This is a genomic window from Kitasatospora sp. NPDC088160, from assembly GCF_044741445.1.
Classification (GTDB): domain Bacteria; phylum Actinomycetota; class Actinomycetes; order Streptomycetales; family Streptomycetaceae; genus Kitasatospora.
On sequence record NZ_JBIUSS010000002.1, the window covers coordinates 459,257 to 478,087 of the forward strand.

At 75.6% G+C, this 18,831-nt stretch carries 2 protein-coding genes; both read left to right on the forward strand.

What is annotated here, in order from left to right:
* The first annotated feature begins 17 nt into the window (after positions 1 to 17).
* A complete protein-coding gene (locus ACIOGZ_RS04590; protein ID WP_400984817.1) occupies positions 18 to 6,362 on the forward strand; it encodes an amino acid adenylation domain-containing protein in 6,345 nt (2,114 codons plus the stop codon).
* A complete protein-coding gene (locus ACIOGZ_RS04595; RefSeq protein ID WP_400984820.1) occupies positions 6,359 to 18,829 on the forward strand; it encodes an amino acid adenylation domain-containing protein in 12,471 nt (4,156 codons plus the stop codon). Before ACIOGZ_RS04590 ends, ACIOGZ_RS04595 begins: the two co-directional genes overlap by 4 nt.
* The last annotated feature ends 2 nt before the right edge of the window (positions 18,830 to 18,831 follow it).

Sequence of the window (18,831 nt, forward strand, 5' to 3'; positions counted from 1 at the left end):
CAGGCTGGAGAGCGAACGTGACGATCACCAACGACAGTGTCCTGTCGCCGGCGCAGCAGCGCCTGTGGTTCCTGAACCGCTTCCAGGAGGGTGCCGCCGGCCACACCCACACGGTGGCGCTGCGGCTGGCCGGCGGCCTGGGTCCGGAGCAGCTGCGCGCCGCGCTGGACGCCCTGGTCCGGCGGCATCCGCTGCTGGGCACCGTGCACCGCGAGGCCGAGGGCCGCTGCCGCCCCGAACCCGCCCCCGACGGCGGGGCGTTCGCCGGGCTGCGGCCCGAGCCGGTCGCCCCCGACGAGCTCGACGAGGCGCTGACCCGGGCGGCCGGCCAGGGCCTGGACCTCACCCGGGAGCCCCCGCTGCGGGCCCGGCTGCTCGCCACCGGGCCGGACGCCCACGTGCTGGTCCTGACGGTGCACGAGATCGCGGCCGACGAGCGCTCGCTCGCCGTGATCGTCGACGACCTGGCCCGGGCGTACGCGGCGGCCACCGCCCCGGCCGCCCCCGGCGCGCCCGAGCCCGCCCCGCAGTACGCCGCGGCCGCCGCCGCCGACCGGGAGCTGAACGGCGCCCCCGAGCGGCCCACCGAGTACGCCGCGGCTGAACTCGCCCACTGGCGCGCCACTTTGGACGGCGCGCCGGCGCAGCTCGACCTGCCCGTCGACCGGCCGCGCCCGGCCGTCACCCGCTACGCCGCCGACGAGTACCGCAACGAGCTGGACGGCCCGCTGACCGCGGCCCTCGCCGACCTGGCCGCCGACTGCGGCGCAGGCGTCGAGGCGGTGCTGCACGCCGCCGTCGTGGCGCTGCTCGGCCGCTTCGGCGCCGGCGCCGACGTCCCGCTGATCGGCAGCCTGCCCGGCCGCGACGGCGGGCGGCGCGCCGCCGTGGTCGGCCCGCTGACCAACCCGGTGGTGCTGCGGGTCGTCCGCCGCCCCGGCGCCTCCTTCCGCGAGCTGGTCGGCGACTGCGCGGCGGTCGCCGCCACGGCCCGGCGCCACGGTGGCGTCCCGTTCGAGACCGTGGTCGGCGAGCTGCGGCCCGAGCGCGCGCTCAACCGCCACCCGCTGGCCCAGGTGGCCTTCGACCTCGCCGAGGACCTGCCCGCCCGGCTCGGCTTCGGCCCGCTCGGCGCCCAGGTGGCCCAACTGCCGCGCCAGCACTCCCCGTTCGACCTCCAGCTGCGCTTCCGCAGCGCGCCCGACGGCTCCGGGCTGCGGCTGGCCGCGACCTTCAGTACCGAGCTGTTCGACCCGGAGACCGTCCGGCGGCTCACCGACGCGCTGCCGCGCCTGCTGGCCGCCGCCGTCGCCGCGCCGGACGCCGACCCGGACGGCTACGAGGTGCTGGACCCGGCCGAGCGGCACGCCCTGCTGACCGCGTGGAACGCCACCGACCGGCCGGTGCCCGACGCCGACGTCTCCGCGCTGTTCCGGGCCCGGGCCGCCGCCCAGCCCGCGCGGACCGCCCTGATCGCCGGCGACACCGTGCTCAGCTACGCCGAACTCGACGACCGGGCCGAGCGGCTGGCCGGCGAGCTGCGCCGCCACGGCGCCGCCCCGGGCCGGCTCGTCGCCCTGGCGCTGCCGCGCTCCGCCGACCTCGTCGTCGCCCTGCTCGCGGTGGCCCGCACCGGCGCCGCCTACGTGCCGCTCGACCCCGACTACCCGGCCGACCGGATCGGCTACATCCTCGACCACGCCGCCCCCTCGGCGCTGGTCACCGACAGCGCGACGGCCGGGCGGCTGCCCGCCACCGCCGCCCACCGGGTGCTGCTGGACGACGAGCAGGTGCGCGCCAGGCTGGCGACGGAGCCCGCCGGGCCGCAGGGCCCCGCCGCGACCGCCGCCGACCCGGCCTACGTCATCTACACCTCCGGCTCCACCGGCCGGCCCAAGGGCGTCGTCATCAGCCGCCACGCGCTGACCAACTTCCTGGTCTCGATGGCCGACCTCTTCCCGCTCGCGGCCGAGGACGTCTGGACCTCCGTCACCACGATCGCCTTCGACATCGCCGCCCTGGAGCTCTACCTGCCGCTGGTCGGCGGCGCCACCGTGGTCCTCGCCGACCGCGCGACCGTCACCGACCCCGCCGGGCTGGGCGCCCTGGTCGGCCGCACCGGCACCACGATCATGCAGGCCACCCCCAGCCTCTGGCAGGCCCTGTGCGACGAAGTCCCGCAGGCGCTGCGCGGCCTGCGGATGCTGGTCGGCGGGGAGGCCCTGCCGGCCGCCCTCGCCGAGCGGATGCGCGCGCTCGGCAGCGAGGTCACCAACCTGTACGGGCCCACCGAGACCACCATCTGGTCCACCGCCGCCCGCCTGGACGACCGCCCCGGCGCGCCGACCATCGGCCGGCCGATCGGCAACACCCGGGTCCGGGTCCTCGACGAGGCGCTGCGCCTGGTGCCGATCGGCGCCGCCGGCGAGCTGTACATCGCCGGGGACGGCGTCGGCACCGGCTACCTGCACCGCGAGGACCTCACCCGGGACCGCTTCCTGCCCGACCCGTACGGCGCCGAGGGCGAGCGCATGTACCGCACCGGCGACATCGTCCGCTGGGCCGCCGACGGCAACCTGGAGTACGTCGGCCGCGCCGACTTCCAGCTGAAGGTCCGCGGCTTCCGGATCGAGCCCGGCGAGATCGACGCCGTCCTGGAGCAGCACCCCGCGGTGGCCCGCGCCGTCACCGTCGCCCGCGAGTACGCGGCCGGTGACACCCGGCTGGTCTCCTACGTGGTGCCGGCCGGCGAGGGCGGCGCCGACCCGGCCGAACTGCGCGCGCACGCCGCCGCCACGCTGCCCGGCTACATGGTCCCGGCCGTGGTGGTGCCGATCCCCGGGATCCCGCTGACCCCCAACGGCAAGACCGACCGGGCCGCGCTCCCGGACCCGGGCACCGCAGCGACCGGCAGCGGGCACGGGCCGCGCAGCGCCCGCGAGGAGCAGCTCTGCGACCTGTTCTGCGAGGTGCTCGGCGTCGCCTCGATCGGCGTCGACGACAGCTTCTTCGACCTCGGCGGCCACTCCCTGCTCGCCACCCGGCTGATCGGGCGCATCCGCTCGGTGCTGGACGTCGAGGTGCCGATCCGCACCCTGTTCGAGTCGCCCACCGTCGCCGGGCTGGCCGGCCGGCTGGGCAGCGAGCCCGCCCGCCGGGCCGGGCTGGTGCCGGTCGACCGCGACCGGCCGCTGCCGCTCTCCTACGGCCAGCAGCGGCTCTGGTTCCTGTACGACTACGAGTCCCAGGGCACCGAGTACAACTCGCCGCTCGGCCTGCGGCTGACCGGGCCGCTCGACCGGGACGCCCTCGGGCGCGCCGTCGACGCGCTGGTGGCCCGGCACGAGGCGCTGCGCACCACCTTCGCCACCGAGGGCGGCCAGGGCGTGCAGGTCGTCCACGCCCCCGCCCACCGGCCGGTGCGCTTCACCGACCTCGCGGCCGAGGGGCGCGTCGACGACCTCGACCAGCTGCTGCGCACCGAGCTGAGCCGCTCCTTCGACCTGCGCGGCGGCCCGCTGCTGCGCCCCTGGCTGATCCGGCTGGCCGACGCCGAACACCTGCTCGTCCTCGACATGCACCACGTCGTCACCGACGGCTGGTCCAAGGAGGTGATGGCCCGCGAGCTCGTCGCCCTGCTCGGCCAGGAGGCCACCGGCCGGCCCGCCGCACTGAGCGAACTTCCCCTTCAGTACGCCGACTTCGCCGTGCACCAGCACGGCGAGCGGGGCGCGCGGGAGGCCGCCGACCTCGCCTACTGGAAGCGCCGGCTGGACGGCGTGGTGCCGCTGGAGCTGCCGACCGACCGGCCCCGGCCCGCCACCCGCGCCACCCGGGGCGCCGGCCACTCCTTCGAGCTGAGCCCCGAGCTGGTGGCCGCCCTCACCCGGCTCTGCCGCCGGGAGGGCGTCACCCTGTTCACCGTCCTCACGGCGGGCGTCCAGCTGCTGCTGTCCCGGTACGCGCGCCAGCGCGACGTCGCCGTGGGCACCATCGTCTCCGGCCGCGAGCACAGCGAACTGGAGGACGTGCTCGGCTTCTTCGTCAACACGCTGGTGCTGCGCGCCCGGACCACCCCCGACACGACCGTCGGGGCCTTCCTGGCCGACGTCCGGCAGGGCGTGCTGGAGGCCTTCACCCACCAGCACCTGCCGTACGACCGGCTGATCGACGAGCTCAAGCCGGACCGCGACCCCAGCCGCACCCCGCTGATCCAGGCCGCGCTGATGCTCAAGCGGGCCCAGGACGCGCTGCCCGGCCCGGACGGCCTGCGGGTCGAGGAGAGCGCCCTGCCGCGGATGCACGCGCTGTTCGACATCGGCTTCGAGTTCGAGGAGCGCGACGGGCGGCTCGGCGGCCTGGTCGAGTACAGCACGGCGCTCTTCGACCCGGAGACCGTCGCCCGGATCGCCCGCCACCTCACCGTGCTGCTGGAGGGCATGGCGGCGGCCGACCCGGACCGGCTCGTCGACGAGCTGCCGCTGATGGACGAGCAGGAACGCCGGCTGGTCACCACCGGCTGGAACGCCACCGCGACCGGCGCCCGGTTCCACACGGCGACCATCCACGGGCTGGTCGCCGACCAGGCCCGGCGCACCCCGGACGCCGCGGCCGTCACCACCGAGGACCGCAGCCTGACCTTCGCCGAACTCGACGCGCTGACGGACGCGCTGGCCCACCGGCTGGCCGACCGCGGCGTCGGCCCGGGCACCGTCGTCGGCGTCCGCACTCGGCGCGCCGCCGAGATGACGATCGCCCAGCTCGCCGTGCTCAAGGCCGGCGGCGCCTACCTGCCGCTCGACCCCGAACTGCCCGACGACCGGACGGTCTACGTGCTCCAGGACGCCGGGGTGCCGGTGCTCCTCACCCAGCGCGACCTGCCCGGGCCCGAGGCGCCGGACGGCGTCGAGGTGCTGTACGTCGAGGACACCGGGCCCGGCACGCACGACGGGCCGCCCGAGGTCGCCGTCGGCCCGTCCGACCTCGCGTACGTGATCTACACCTCGGGCTCCACCGGCAAGGCCAAGGGCGTGCTGATCGAGCACCGCGGCGTGGTCAACCTGTGCGACTGGTACCGGGACTTCTTCGACGCCGGGCCCGGCGACCGGGCCACCCAGATGGTGCCGCCCGGCTTCGACCCGACGGTGCTGGAGCAGTGGGGCGCCCTCGCCTGCGGCGTGGAGGTCCGCTTCGCCTCCGACCGCGTCCTGGAGGACCCGCACCTGCTCGCCGGCTGGATCGTCGAGCAGGGGATCACCCTCATCCTCATCCCGGCGCCGCGCCTGGAGGCCCTGCTCGACCAGCCCGCACTGCACCAGGGCCGGGTGCGCCACATCCTCACCGGCGCCGACGTGGTGCGCCGCCGGCTGCCGCGCGGCTCGACGATGGCGCTGTCCAACCTGTACGGCCCGACCGAGACCACCGTGCTCACCACCGGCACGGTGCTGGAGGCGGAGGAGGACGCCCCGGTCGGGCGGCTGCCCTCGATCGGCCGGCCCATCGCCAACACCACCGGCTACGTGCTCGACGAGCACCGCGAGCCCGTCCCGGTGGGCGTGCCCGGCGAACTGTACGTCGGCGGCGCCGGGGTGGCCCGCGGCTACCTGGGCCGCCCGGAGCTCACCGAGGAGCGGTTCGTCCCGGACCACCTCGCCGCCACCGCCGGCGCGAGGCTCTACCGCACCGGCGACCTGGTCCGCTGGCTGCCCGACGGCACGCTCGAATTCCTCGGGCGGATCGACAACCAGGTCAAGGTGCGCGGCTACCGGATCGAGCTGGGCGAGATCGAGACCGCGCTGCTCGACGACGAGGGCGTCGAGCAGACCGCGGTGGTCGCCCGGACCCAGCCGTCCGGGCAGACCGTGCTGACCGGCTACGTGGTGCCCGCGGACGGCACCGCCGACCCGGAGAAGATCCGGGCCCGGCTCGCCGAGCGGCTGCCCGGCTACATGGTCCCGCCGGTCGTCATCGTCCTGGACGCGTTCCCGATGACCACGAGCGGCAAGATCGACCGGCGGGCCCTGCCGGAGCCGGAGGAACAGCGGCCGGCCGCCGAGCCCACCGCGCCCCGGGACGAGACCGAGGCGGCGCTGGCCGGGATCTGGGCCGAGGTGCTGGGCGTGCCCGTCGTGGGAGCCGAGGACAACGTCTTCGACCACGGAGCCAACTCGGTGCTCACCCTCCAGGTCACCGCCCGGATCCGGGAGGTGTTCGGCGTCGGGGTCTCGGCCCGGCACGTGTTCGCCGCCCGCACCGTGGCGGCCCTCGCGGACCAGGTCCGCAAGCAAGTACTCGAAGACGTGCGCCGGACACCGGCGGACCGGACGACGACGCGCGGTGGCGCGCGGGGGAGCAACCGATGACAGACCAGCGACACAGCGAGGGCCAGGACGCCGACGAGATCCTGCGGCAGCGACTGGCGGCCGCCGGCGGCGGCGACCGCGACGCGATCCGGCCCGGCGGCGACGGCCCGGCCCCGCTCTCCTTCGGCCAGGAACGGCTCTGGTTCCTCCAGGAGTTCGAGACCGACGCGGTCGAGTACACCACCTCCTTCGGCCTCCGGCTGCGCGGCGGCCTCGACCTGGCCGCGCTGCGCACCGCGCTGACCGGCCTGGTCGAGCGGCACGAGCCGCTGCGCACCGTCTTCACCACCGAGGACGGCGTGGCCCGCCAGGAGGTCCGGCCCGCCTACGCCCCGGACACCGAGCCGGTGGACCTGAGCGCGCTGGGCGCCGAGGAGCGGGAGGCCGAGTTCGCCGCGCTGCTGCGCCGCGAACTCGCCACCCCCTTCGACCTCGCCAGCGGCCCGCTGCTGCGCTCCACGGTCGTGCGGCACGGCCCGGACGACCACGCGCTCTTCCTCAACCTGCACCACATCGCCGCCGACGGCTGGTCCAAGGGCCTGCTGACCGGCGAGCTCGGCGAGCTCTACCGGGCCGCCGTCGAGGGCCGACCGCACACCCTCGCCCCGCTGCCGGTCAGCTACCGCGACTACTCCCGCTGGCAGCGCGAGCGCTGCACCGAAGACCGCCTGTCCGGGCAACTGGACTACTGGCGTGACGAGTTGGCGGACATCCAGCCGCTGGAGCTGCCCACCGACCGGCCCCGCCCGGCGGTGCGCACCACCGTCGGCGCCCTGCACGCCTTCCAGGTCGACGCCGAGGTCGCCGCCGGGCTCGACACGCTCGGTGCCGAACGCGGCACCACGCTCTTCGCCGTGCTCGCCGCCGCCACCCAGGTGCTGCTGGCCCGGCACACCGGCCAGCGCACCGTGGGCCTGGGCACCGTGTCGGTCGGCCGCGACCGCACCGAACTGGAGCCGCTGGTCGGCTTCTTCGTCAACACCCTGGTCCTGCACGGCCGGATCGACCTGGACGAGGCCTTCGGCGACCTGCTGGAGCGCACCACCGACCAGCTCTGGGACGCCCTCAGCAACCAGGACGTCCCCTTCCACCGCCTGGTGGACGAGATCCAGCCCGAGCGCGACCCGAGCCGCACCCCGCTGGTGCAGGCCGCCCTCGTGCTCCAGAACGACCCCGGCGCCCTGCCCGACTTCGGCGGCCCGGCCGTCGAGGAGTTCCGCGCGCCCTCGGTGTCCTCCATCTTCGACCTGACGCTGGAGTTCACCCCGGCCGCCGACGGCACGCTGGGCGGGACGGTGGAGTACAACACCGACCTGTTCGACGCCTCGACCATCGACGCGCTCTGCACCCGGCTGCTGCTCCTGCTGGCGGGCGTCGCCGCCGACGCCGACCGCCCGGTCGGCGACCTGCCGCTGCTCACCGCCGTCGAACTCGACACCGTCACCCGCGACTGGGCCGAGAACCGGGTGCCCTACCCGGCCGACCGGACCGTCCACTCGCTGGTCGCCGAGCAGGCCGCGGCCACCCCCGACGCCATCGCCGTCACCGCCGCCGAAGGTGAGCTGACCTACCGTCAACTCGACGAGCAAGCCGACCGGTTGGCCCGGCTGCTGCTCGACCACGGCGCCCGCCCCGGCCAGCACGTCGCGGTCTGCCTGCCCCGCGGCACCGGCCTGGTCGTCGCCCTGCTGGCCGTGCTCAAGGCCGGCTGCGCCTACGTGCCGCTGGACCCGGACTACCCGGCCGACCGGCTGGAGTTCATGCTCGCGGACACCGGGGCCGCGCTCTGCGTCACCGACCGGGAGCTGCTCGAACGGCTGCCCGACCTGGCCGTCCCGGCCCTGCTGCCCGCCGAGCGCACCGCCGAGCTGGCCGCCCTCCCGGCCGGTCCGCCGGCCACCGACGCGGGGCCGCGGAGCGCCGCCTACGTCATCTACACCTCCGGCTCCACCGGCCGGCCCAAGGGCGTCGTGGTCGAGCACCGCTCCATCGTCCGGCTGGTCCGCGGCGCCGACTACGCCCCGCTGGCGGCCGACGACGTGGTGGCGCAGGTCGCCGACGCCACCTTCGACGCGGCGACCTTCGAGTTCTGGGGCCCGCTGGTGGCCGGGGCGCGGATCGCCGTCATCACCAAGGACGTCCTGCTCGACCCGCCGGCCTTCGCGGCCGCACTGCGCTCGACCGGCGCCACCGCGATGTTCCTCACCGCCGGCGTCTTCAACCAGGTCGTCGGCCTGGAGCCCACCGCCTTCGGCGGCATGCGCCACCTGCTGGTCGGCGGCGAGGCGCTCAACCCGCGCCGGATCGCCGAACTGCTGGCCGGCGGCGCCCCGCCGCAGCGGCTGGTCAACGGCTACGGCCCGACCGAGACCACCACCTTCGCCGTCTCCCACCTGATCCGCGAGACCGACGGCGTGCGCGCCATCCCGATCGGACGCCCGATCTCCAACACGGCGGTGTACGTCCTCGACGAGCGCCGCCGCCCCGTCCCGCCCGGCACGCCCGGCGAGCTCTGGATCGCCGGCCCCGGCGTCGCCCGCGGCTACCTGGGCCGCCCGGAACTGACCGAGGAGCGCTTCCAGCCCTCGCCGTTCGCGGCGGAGCCCGGCGAGCGGATGTACCGCACCGGGGACGTGGTGCGCTGGGCCGACGGCCTGGTCGAGTACCTCGGCCGCGCCGACACCCAGGTCAAGGTCCGCGGCTACCGGATCGAGCCCGGCGAGGTCGAAGCCGTCCTGGAGGCCCACCCCGCGGTGGCCGAGGCCCTGGTGGTCGCCCTCGCGGACGGCGACCACAAGCGGCTGGTCGGCTACCTGCGCGCCGAGCCCGGCGCCGTCATCGCGCCGCAGGACCTGCGGGCCTTCGCCGAGCAGCGGCTGCCCTCCTACAGCGTTCCGACCGCCTTCGCCACCCTCGACACCTTCCCGCTCACGCCCAACGGCAAGGTCGACGTCCGGGCCCTGCCGGCGCCGGACGCCCCCCTGGAGCGGGAGGACTACCGGGCCCCCGAGGACCCGGCCGAGCAGGCGCTCGCCGAGGTCTGGTCGGAGGTGCTCGGCATCGGCAAGGTCGGCGTCGACGACAACTTCTTCGAACTCGGCGGCGACTCCATCCTGAGCATCCAGGTGGTCGCCCGGGCCCGCCGGGCCGGACTCGTCATCACCTCGAAGGACATCTTCTCCCGGCAGTCGCTCGCCGACCTCGCCCGCGCCGCCCGCCCGGTGGAGGAGGCCCCGGTCGTCCAGGCCGACGCCGACGACCACGAGCCGGCCCCGCTCGGCCCCGTCCAGGAGTGGTTCTTCGCCCACCACACCCGCGGCGCCCACCACTTCAACCAGTCCGTGCTGATCACCCTGGACGGCGCGGTCGACGAGCCCGCGCTGGCCCGCGCCCTGGCCGGCCTCGTCCGCCGGCACGAGGCCCTGCGCACCCGCTTCGCCACCGGCCCCGACGGCCGGCGGGTCCAGACCGTCAGCGCGCCGGACGCCGACGCCGTGCCGGCCGAGGCCCGGATCGAGCGGATCACCCTCGACCAGGCCGCCCCCGGGGAGCGCGCCGCCGCCATGCGCACCCTCGCCGAGGCCGCGCAGGCCTCGCTGGACCCGGCCGAAGGGCCGCTGGTGCGCACCCTGCTGTTCGACCACGGCGTCGGCGAGCCCGCGCGGCTGCTTCTCACCGTGCACCACCTGGCCGTGGACGGCGTCTCCTGGCGGATCCTCCTGGAGGACCTGGAGAGCGCCTACCGGCAGGCCGTCCGCGGCGAGGACGTCGACCTCGGCCCGGCCGGCACCTCGTACCGCGGCTGGGCGCGCCGCCTCGCCGCCTTCACCCAGGACGGCGGCCTGGACGACGAGCTGGCGCACTGGGCCCGCCCGGTGCCGGCCGGCTCCGCCGACCTGCCCACCGACCGGGAGGGCCGCAACAGCGTCGGCGACACCCTCGCCGTCAGCGCCGGCCTCGACGCCGAGCGCACCCGGCAACTGCTCCAGGACGTGCCCGCCGTCTACCGCACCCAGGTCAACGACGTCCTGCTGACCGCGCTCGGCCGCGCGCTCGCCCGCTTCACCGGCCGGGCCCGCACCCTGATCACCCTGGAGGGCCACGGCCGCGAGGAGATCCTGGACGGCACCGACGTCTCCCGGACGGTCGGCTGGTTCACCTCGATCTTCCCGGTGCTGCTGGAGTCCCCGGCCGACCGCCCGCTCGGCCGGCTCATCCGCGACACCAAGGAACTGCTGCGCGCCGTGCCCGGCCGCGGCGCCGGCTACGGTCCGCTGCGCTACCTGCGCGGCGACCAGCCGCAGGCCGCCGCCCTGGCCGCGGCGCCGCAGCCCCAGGTCAGCTTCAACTACCTCGGCCAGTGGAGCGACGCCGCGGCCGGGAGCGAGCTGTTCCGCGCCGTCGAACCCGACTACGGCCTGGACCACCACCCGGACGAGGAGCGGCCGCACCTGCTGGACATCGTCGGCGAGGTCCGGCACGGCGTGCTGACCTTCGACTTCCACTACGCGCCGCAGCGCCACGACCAGGCCACCGTGCAGCGGCTCGCCGACGACTTCGCGGCGGCCCTGACCGAACTCGTCGAGCACTGCCTGACCCCCGGCGCCGGCGGCGCCACCCCCGGCGACTTCCCGCTGCTCACCCTCGACCAGGCGACCGTCGACCGGCTGGTGCCGGCCGGCTCCACCGTCGAGGACATCCACCCGCTGACCCCGATGCAGAGCGGGATGCTCTTCCACACCCTCAACCAGGACGGCGTCGGTGCCTACTCCGACCACGTCGCCTTCCGGCTGGAGGGCGTCCGCGACGTCGACGCGCTGGCCGCCGCCTGGCAGCACGTGGTCGACCGCACCCCCGCGCTGCGCACCCGGCTGGTCTGGGACGGCGTCCCCGAGCCCGTCCAGGTGGTCGAGCGCTCCGCCCGGCTGACGGTGCGCCGCCTCGACTGGACCGGCCTGCCCGCCGCCGAACTGGACCGCCGGCTCAAGGCGCTGATCGACGAGGAGCGCGCCACCGGGATCGAGCTGTCCCGGGCGCCGCTGATGCGCCTCGCCCTCGCCCGCGAGGACGAGCGGACCGTCCGCGTCGTGTGGACCTTCCACCACGCCGTCCTGGACGGCTGGAGCACCTCGCACCTGTTCGCCGACCTCTTCGCCGCCTACCAGGCGCTCACCGACGGCAGGGGCAAGGCCCCGGCGCTGCCCGAGCGCCGGCCGTTCCGCGACTACGTCGCCTGGCTGGCCCGGCAGGACAAGGACGCGGCCGCCGCCCACTGGAGCGCCCTGCTGGGCGACCTGGACGCGCCGACCCAGCTGCCCTTCGGCCGCTCGGTGCCCCAGGGCCACGAGTCCCAGTCCGCCGGGCAGGTCCGGGTGGGCCTGTCCGGCGCCGAGACCGACGCGCTGGTCGCGATGGTCCGCCGCCACCGGCTCACCCTCAACACCGCCGTCCAGGGCGCCTGGGCGATCCTGCTGGCCCGCCACTCCGGGCAGCGCGACGTCTGCTTCGGCACCACCGTGGCCGGCCGCCCGACCGAGCTGCCCGGCGCCGACACCATGGTCGGCAACCTGCTCAACACCCTGCCGCTGCGCACCGAGGTCGACCAGGACGCCCCGCTGGTGGAGTGGCTGGCGGCCCTCCAGGCCGAGCAGGCCGAATCCCGGCGCTTCGAGTACTCCTCGATCGCCGAGATCCAGCGCAGCAGCAAGGTCCCGCGCGGCAGCGCGCTGTTCCAGACCCTGGTGGTGTTCGAGAACTACCCGGGCAACGGGGCCGCCGCCGAACGCCACGGACTGCGGCTCAGCGACGTCCGCGCCGTCGACACCACCAGCTTCACGCTGGACCTCACCGCCTACGACGACGACGGCTCGCTGACCCTGCTGCTCTCCTACGACCCGGCGCTCTACGACCGCGCCCAGGCCGAGGTGCTGGCCGACCAGCTCGCCGTCCTGCTCGGCAGCATGCCCACCGCCCCCGGCCAGCGGGTCGGCGACGTCCCGATGCTGTCGCTGCGCGCCCGCGACCGCGTCCTGTACGAGTGGAACGACACCGGCACCCCGGGCGCCGACGCCTGCCTGCACGAGCTGATCGCCGAGCAGGCGCAGCAGACCCCGGACGCCGAGGCGGTGGTCTTCGAGGAGACCGTGCTGACCTACGCGGACCTGGAAGCCCGGGCCAACCGGCTGGCCCAGCACCTCGTCGGCCAGGGCATCGGCCCGGAGACCGTCGTCGCCATCTGCCTGGACCGAGGCCCGGACACCGTCGTCGCCGCCCTCGGCGTCCTCAAGGCCGGCGCCGCCTACCTGCCGCTGGACCCCACCCACCCCGCCGAGCGGCTGCGCCTGGTGCTGGACGACAGCGCCGCCGCGATGCTCGTCACCCAGCGGGACCTCGCCGAGCGGCTCCCGCTGTGCGACGCGACCGTGCTCTGCCTGGACGCCGACCGCGAGGAGATCGACAGCTGGCCCGCCGAGGCGCCCAGCACCGAGGTGACCCCGGACAACCTCGCCTACGTCATCTACACCTCCGGCTCCACCGGCAAGCCCAAGGGCGTCACGGTCGAGCACCGCAGCGTCGCCCGGGCCGCCGCGGCCTGGCGCGAGGCCTACCGGCTCGACCGCGGCCCCGTCCGCCAGCTCAACCTCGCCAGCATGGCCTTCGACGTCTTCGTCTCCGACCTGACGCACGCGCTGACCACCGGCGGCGCCCTGGTGCTCTGCCCGAAGGACGCCACCACCGACCCGGTGCGCCTGCTCGACCTGATGGAGCGCCAGCGCGTCACCCACGTCGAGACGGTGCCCTCGCTGGCCAACGCGCTGGCCGACGAGGCCGCCCGCAGCGGCCGGGCCTTCCCGCCGCTGCGCTACCTGGCCGTCGGCTCGGACAACTGGCGCACCGACGACTGCCGGCGGCTGCTGAAGAGCGTCGCCCCCGGCACCGTCGTGCTCAACTCCTACGGCGTCACCGAGGCCACCGTCGAGTCCTCCTACTTCACCGTCACCCCGCAGAGCCTGCCGGACGTCGCGTCCGTGCCGATCGGCCGGCCCATCCCGGGCACCCGGATGTACGTCCTGGACGCGGACCTGGAGCCGCTGCCGGTCGGCGTCGTCGGCGAGCTCTTCCTCGGTGGCACCGGCGTCACCCGGGGCTACCTGGGCCGTCCCGACCTCACCGAGGAGCGCTTCTCCGCCGACCCGTTCACGCCCCACCCCGACGGCCGGCTCTACCGCACCGGCGACCAGGCCCGCTTCCTGCCCACCGGCGACGTCGAGTTCCTCGGCCGCGGCGACGACCAGGTCAAGATCCGCGGGTTCCGGGTGGAACTCGCCGAGATCGAGGCCGTCCTGCGCCGCCACCCCGACGTCCTGGAGGCCGTCGCGGCGCTGCGCTCCGAGCCGGGCGCCGTCCTGACCGGGTACGTCGTGCCCCGGCCCGGCACCGCACCGGAGAGCGCCGAACTGCGCCGCTACCTGGAGGGCTCGCTGCCCCGCCACATGGTGCCGCAGGCCTTCGTCCGGCTCGACCGGCTGCCGCTGAACGCCAACGGCAAGGTGGACCGGCGGGCGCTGCCGGCCGCGGCCGCCGACGACCGCCCGGTCACCACCAGGACGGCCCCCCGCAACCCCGCCGAGCAGGCGCTCGCCGGGCTCTGGGCGGAGGTCTTCCGGGTGCCCGAGGTCGGCGTCGACGACAACTTCTTCGACCTGGGCGGTGACTCGATCCTGAGCATCCAGGTCGTCTCCCGGGCGCGGCAGTTGGGACTGCGCCTCAGCTCGCAGGACATCTTCAGCCACCAGACCATCGCCGGGATCGCCGCGGCGATCTCGACCCACGAACCCGAGGAGCCGGCCGGCGTGAACACCGAACCCGTCACCGGAAGGGCGCCGCTGACCCCGATCCAGCGCGCCTTCTTCCACCACCACACCGAGGCCCCCCAGCACAGCACCATGTCCGTGCTGGCCGAGCTGCGCGAACTCCCCGACGAGGCGCACCTGCGCACCGCGCTCGACGCCCTCCTCACCCACCACGACGCCCTGCGCACCCGCTTCCGCACCGTCTACGGCCGCTGGCAGCAGGAGATCGCCGCCCCCGGCGACGGCTGGCCGCTGGAGCGGCTGGACCTCACCCTGGAGGCCGACCCGGAGGGCGCGCTGCTGGCCGCCGCCACCGCCGCCCAGTCCGGCTTCGACCTGGCCGAGGGCCCGCTGGTGCGGGCCGTGCTGGCCGACCTCGGCGGCACCGCCGGCGCCCGGCTCTTCCTCACCGCCCACCACCTGGTGGTCGACGCGGTCTCCTGGCAGACCCTGCTGGGCGACCTGGAGACGGCCTACCGGCAGGCCGCCGAGGGCCGGCCGGTCGACCTCGGCTCGCGCGGCACCTCCTTCCTCGACTGGTCCCGCCGGCTCTCCGAGCACACCGCGGTCGGCGGCTTCGACGAGGAGCTGGACCACTGGTTCGCGGCCGGCCGCGCCGGCGGCGAGCCGCTGCCCGCCGACCTCACCGGCACCCCGACCGTCGCCACCGCCGCCGCCGTCCGGGTCGGCCTGGACGCGGAGAGCACCGACGCGCTGCTGCGCGAGGTCCCCGCGGTCTACCGCACCCAGGTCAACGACGTGCTGCTGACCGCGCTCGCCCGGGTGCTCGCCGACTGGACCGGCCGCTCCGCCGTCCTGGTGGACCTGGAGGGCCACGGCCGCGAGGAGATCTTCGACGACGTCGACCTGAGCCGCACCACCGGCTGGTTCACCACCTCCTTCCCGGTCGCCCTGGACACCGCCGACGGCGCCGACTGGGGCGCCCGGCTCCGCTCCGTCAAGGAGCAGCTGCGGGCCGTCCCCCAGCGCGGCATCGGCTACGGCGCGCTGCGCCACCTCAGCCCGGCCGGGGCGCCCGGCGAGCTGCTCGCCGAAGGCCCCCGCGCCCAGGTCGGCTTCAACTACCTCGGCCGGGTCGTCGACGGCCACGACGGCGGCCTGCTGCACGACGTGCGGCTCGGCTACGGCACCGAGCAGGCGCCCGGGGAACTGCTGGAGTACCCGCTCGACATCGTGGCGTACGTGCGCGACGGCAAGCTCGGCTTCGAGCTGTTCCACTCCACCGCGACCCACACCACCGAGACCGTCCAGCGGGTCGGCGACCAGCTCGTCGAGGCCCTGCGCGGGATCGTCGCGCACTGCCGCGAGGCCGGCGCCGCCGCCTCCGGGGCCACCCCCTCGGACTTCCCGCTCGCCCGGGTCGACCAGCCGCTGCTGGACGAGCTGACCGCCCTGGGCCGGATCGCCGACCTCTACCCGGCCACGCCGATGCAGCACGGCCTGCTGTTCCACAGCCTCACCGAGGAGGGCGAGGGCGTCTACCTCGGCCAGCTGTCCTTCCTGCTGGAGGGCGGCGTGGACGCGGACGCCTTCGCCGAGGCCTGGCAGCGCCTCGCCGACCGGACCCCGATGCTGCGCACCGCCTTCGCCCGGGTCGACACCGACCAGCCGCTCCAGGTGGTCCGCGAGCACGTCACCGTGCCCGTCGAGCGGCTGGACTGGAGCGCCCTGCCGGCGGCCGAGCGCGAGCAGCGGTTCGCCGCGTACCTCGCCGAGGACCGCACCCGCGGCATCGACCTGGCCGTGGCGCCGCTGATGCGCCTGGCCCTGATCGACGAGCCGGACGGCGCCCTGCGGGTCGTCTGGACCTCGCACCACCTGCTCCTGGACGGCTGGAGCAGCGCCGAACTGGTCTCCGAGGTGGTCGACGACTACCTCCGGCTCACCGGCCACGACCGGCCCGGCCCGGCCGCCCGCCGCCCGTTCCGCGACTACGTCGCCTGGCTCGGCGAGCAGGACCTGGCCGACGCCGAGCGCTACTGGCGCGAACTGCTCGACGGCTTCACCGCCCCGACCGCGCTGCCAGCCGACCGGGCCGGCGAGGAGGCGGCCCGCCAGGGCAGCGAGGCGACCAGCGTCTTCCAGCTGGAGCCCGAGGTCACCGAGCGGCTCGCCGAGGTCGCCCGGCGCCACCGGCTCACCACCAACACGCTCGCCCAGGGCGCCTGGGCGCTGACGCTCTCGCGCTACGCGGGGGAGCGGGAGGTCTGCTTCGGCTCGGCCGTCTCCGGCCGCCCCGCCGACCTGCCCGACGTCGAGTCGATGATCGGCCTGTTCATCAACAACCTGCCGGTGCGGGTCGAGGTCCGCCCCGAGCAGCCCGTCCTCGACTGGCTGGGCGACCTCCAGCGCGACCAGGTCCAGGCCCGCAGCTACGAGTACGTCTCGCTGGCCCAGATCCGCGGCTGGACCGGGCTGCCCGCCGGGGTCGACCTGTTCGACAGCTACGTGGTCGTCGAGAACTACCCCTTCGACGGCGAACTGGGCTCCGACCAGGGCATCCGGATCCGCGACGTGCGCTCCCAGGAGCCCACCAGCTACGCCATGGTGCTCGCGGTCTTCGCCGGCGAGCAGCTCTCCTTCCGGCTCGCCTACGACCCCGGGCTCTTCGACGCCGACACCGCCGACCGGGTCACCGGCGACCTGCGCGCCCTGCTGGAGGAGATCGCGGCCGAGCCCGAGCGCACCCTCGCCGAGCTGCGCGCGCTGGCCCCCGCCCACCGGGAGCGGCTGCTCACCGGCCACAACGAGACCGCCACCGCGCTCACCACCGACGCCCTGGTGCCCGAGCGGTTCGCCCGCCAGGCCGCCGCCACCCCGCAGGCCGTCGCCCTGGTCCACGGCGGCGAGCGGATCACCTTCGCCGAGCTGGACGAGCGGGCCAACCGGCTCGCCCACCACCTCGCCGACCAGGGTGTCGGCCCCGAGGTACCGGTCGCGGTCTGCCTGCGGCGCGGCCCCGGCCTGATCACCGCGCTGCTCGCGGTGCTCAAGGCGGGCGGCGTCTACACCCCGCTGGACCCGGCCGCCCCGGCCGAGCGCCTGCGGCTGCTGGTCGAGGACGTCAAGCCCCGGGTGGTGATCGCCGACGAGGCCGCGAGCACCACACTGGCGCTGCCCGCCGACGTCGCCCTGGTCGTCCCGGAGCGCGAGCGGGACGCGATCGCGGCCCGGCCCGCCACCGCCCCCGACCCGGACCTCGCCCCGGAGCACGCCGCCTACGTCATCCACACCTCCGGCTCCACCGGCAAGCCCAAGGGCGTGCTGGTCGAGCACGGCAGCCTGGCGAACCTGCTCGACAGCCACCTGCGGACGGTCTTCGAGCCGCTGCGCGAGGCCTGCGGCGACCGCCAGGTCCGGGTCGCCCACCTGGCGCCCGCGTCCTTCGACGCCTCCTGGAACCCGGTGCTGTGGATGGTCGCCGGCCACGAGCTGCACCTGGTCGACGACGAGGTGCGGCGCGACGCGCACGCCCTGGTCGCCTACCGCGCCGAGCAGCGGATCGACTTCCTGCAGACCACCCCGTCCTGGTTCCGCCAGCTCGACGACGCCGGACTGCTCGCCCCCGGCACCCACCCGCTGCGCGGCGCGGCACTCGGCGGCGAGGCGATCGGCCAGGCCCAGTGGGACCGGCTGCGCGCCCAGTCCGACCTGATCGCCTACAACTTCTACGGGCCCACCGAGGCCACCGTGGACGCGCTGGTCTGCCGGGTCGCCGACAGCCCCCGGCCCGTCCTCGGCCTGCCCGTCCAGAACGTCCGGGCCTACGTCCTGGACCCGGAGCGCAACCTCGCCCCGGTCGGCGCGCCCGGCGAGCTGTACCTGGCCGGCGACGGCCTCGCCCGCGGCTACCTGGGCCGCCCCGACCTGACCGAACAGGCCTTCCTGGCCGCGCCGTTCGACCCCAAGGAGCGGCTGTACCGCACCGGCGACCGGGTCCGCCGGCTGTCCGACGGCCGGCTGGAGTTCCTCGGCCGGCTCGACGACCAGGTCAAGCTGCGCGGCTACCGGATCGAGCCGGGCGAGATCACCGCGGCCCTGGACGCCCACCCGGGCGTCGCCGAGTCCGTCGTCCTGGTCCGCGGCGAGGCCGAGCACGCCCGCCTGGTCGCCTACCTGCGGCCGGCCGCGGGCGGCGTCCCCGGCGCCGCCGAGCTCGCCGGCTACCTCGCCGAGTGGCTCCCGGCCCACCTGGTGCCGGCCGCCTTCGTCGAGGTGGAGTCCTTCCCGCTCACCCGGCACGGCAAGATCGACCGGGCCGCGCTGCCCGACCCCGCCGAGACGGTCGTCGAGGCCGCCGAGGAGTGGGTGGAGCCGCGCGACGAGACCGAGAAGCTGATCGCCGGGATCTGGTCCGAGACCCTGCACGTGGAGCGGGTCGGCGCGCACGACAGTTTCTTCGCCCTCGGCGGGCAGTCCCTGACCAGCGTGCAGGCGATCACCAGGATCAAGCAGACCTTCGGCATCCGGATCGCCTTCCGCAGCCTCCTGGAGAACCCCACCGTGGCGGGGGTGGCGCGACTCGTCGAGGACGCGCTGCTGGAGGAACTGGAGCGAGAGGCCGCGCGCCAGTCGGCGCCGGCGGCGGAGTAGGG

Bases quoted from the DNA above. Each gene is read 5' to 3' on its own strand.
- ACIOGZ_RS04595 (WP_400984820.1), top strand. From the start codon at position 6,359: ATGACAGACCAGCGACACAGCGAGGGCCAGGACGCCGACGAGATCCTG.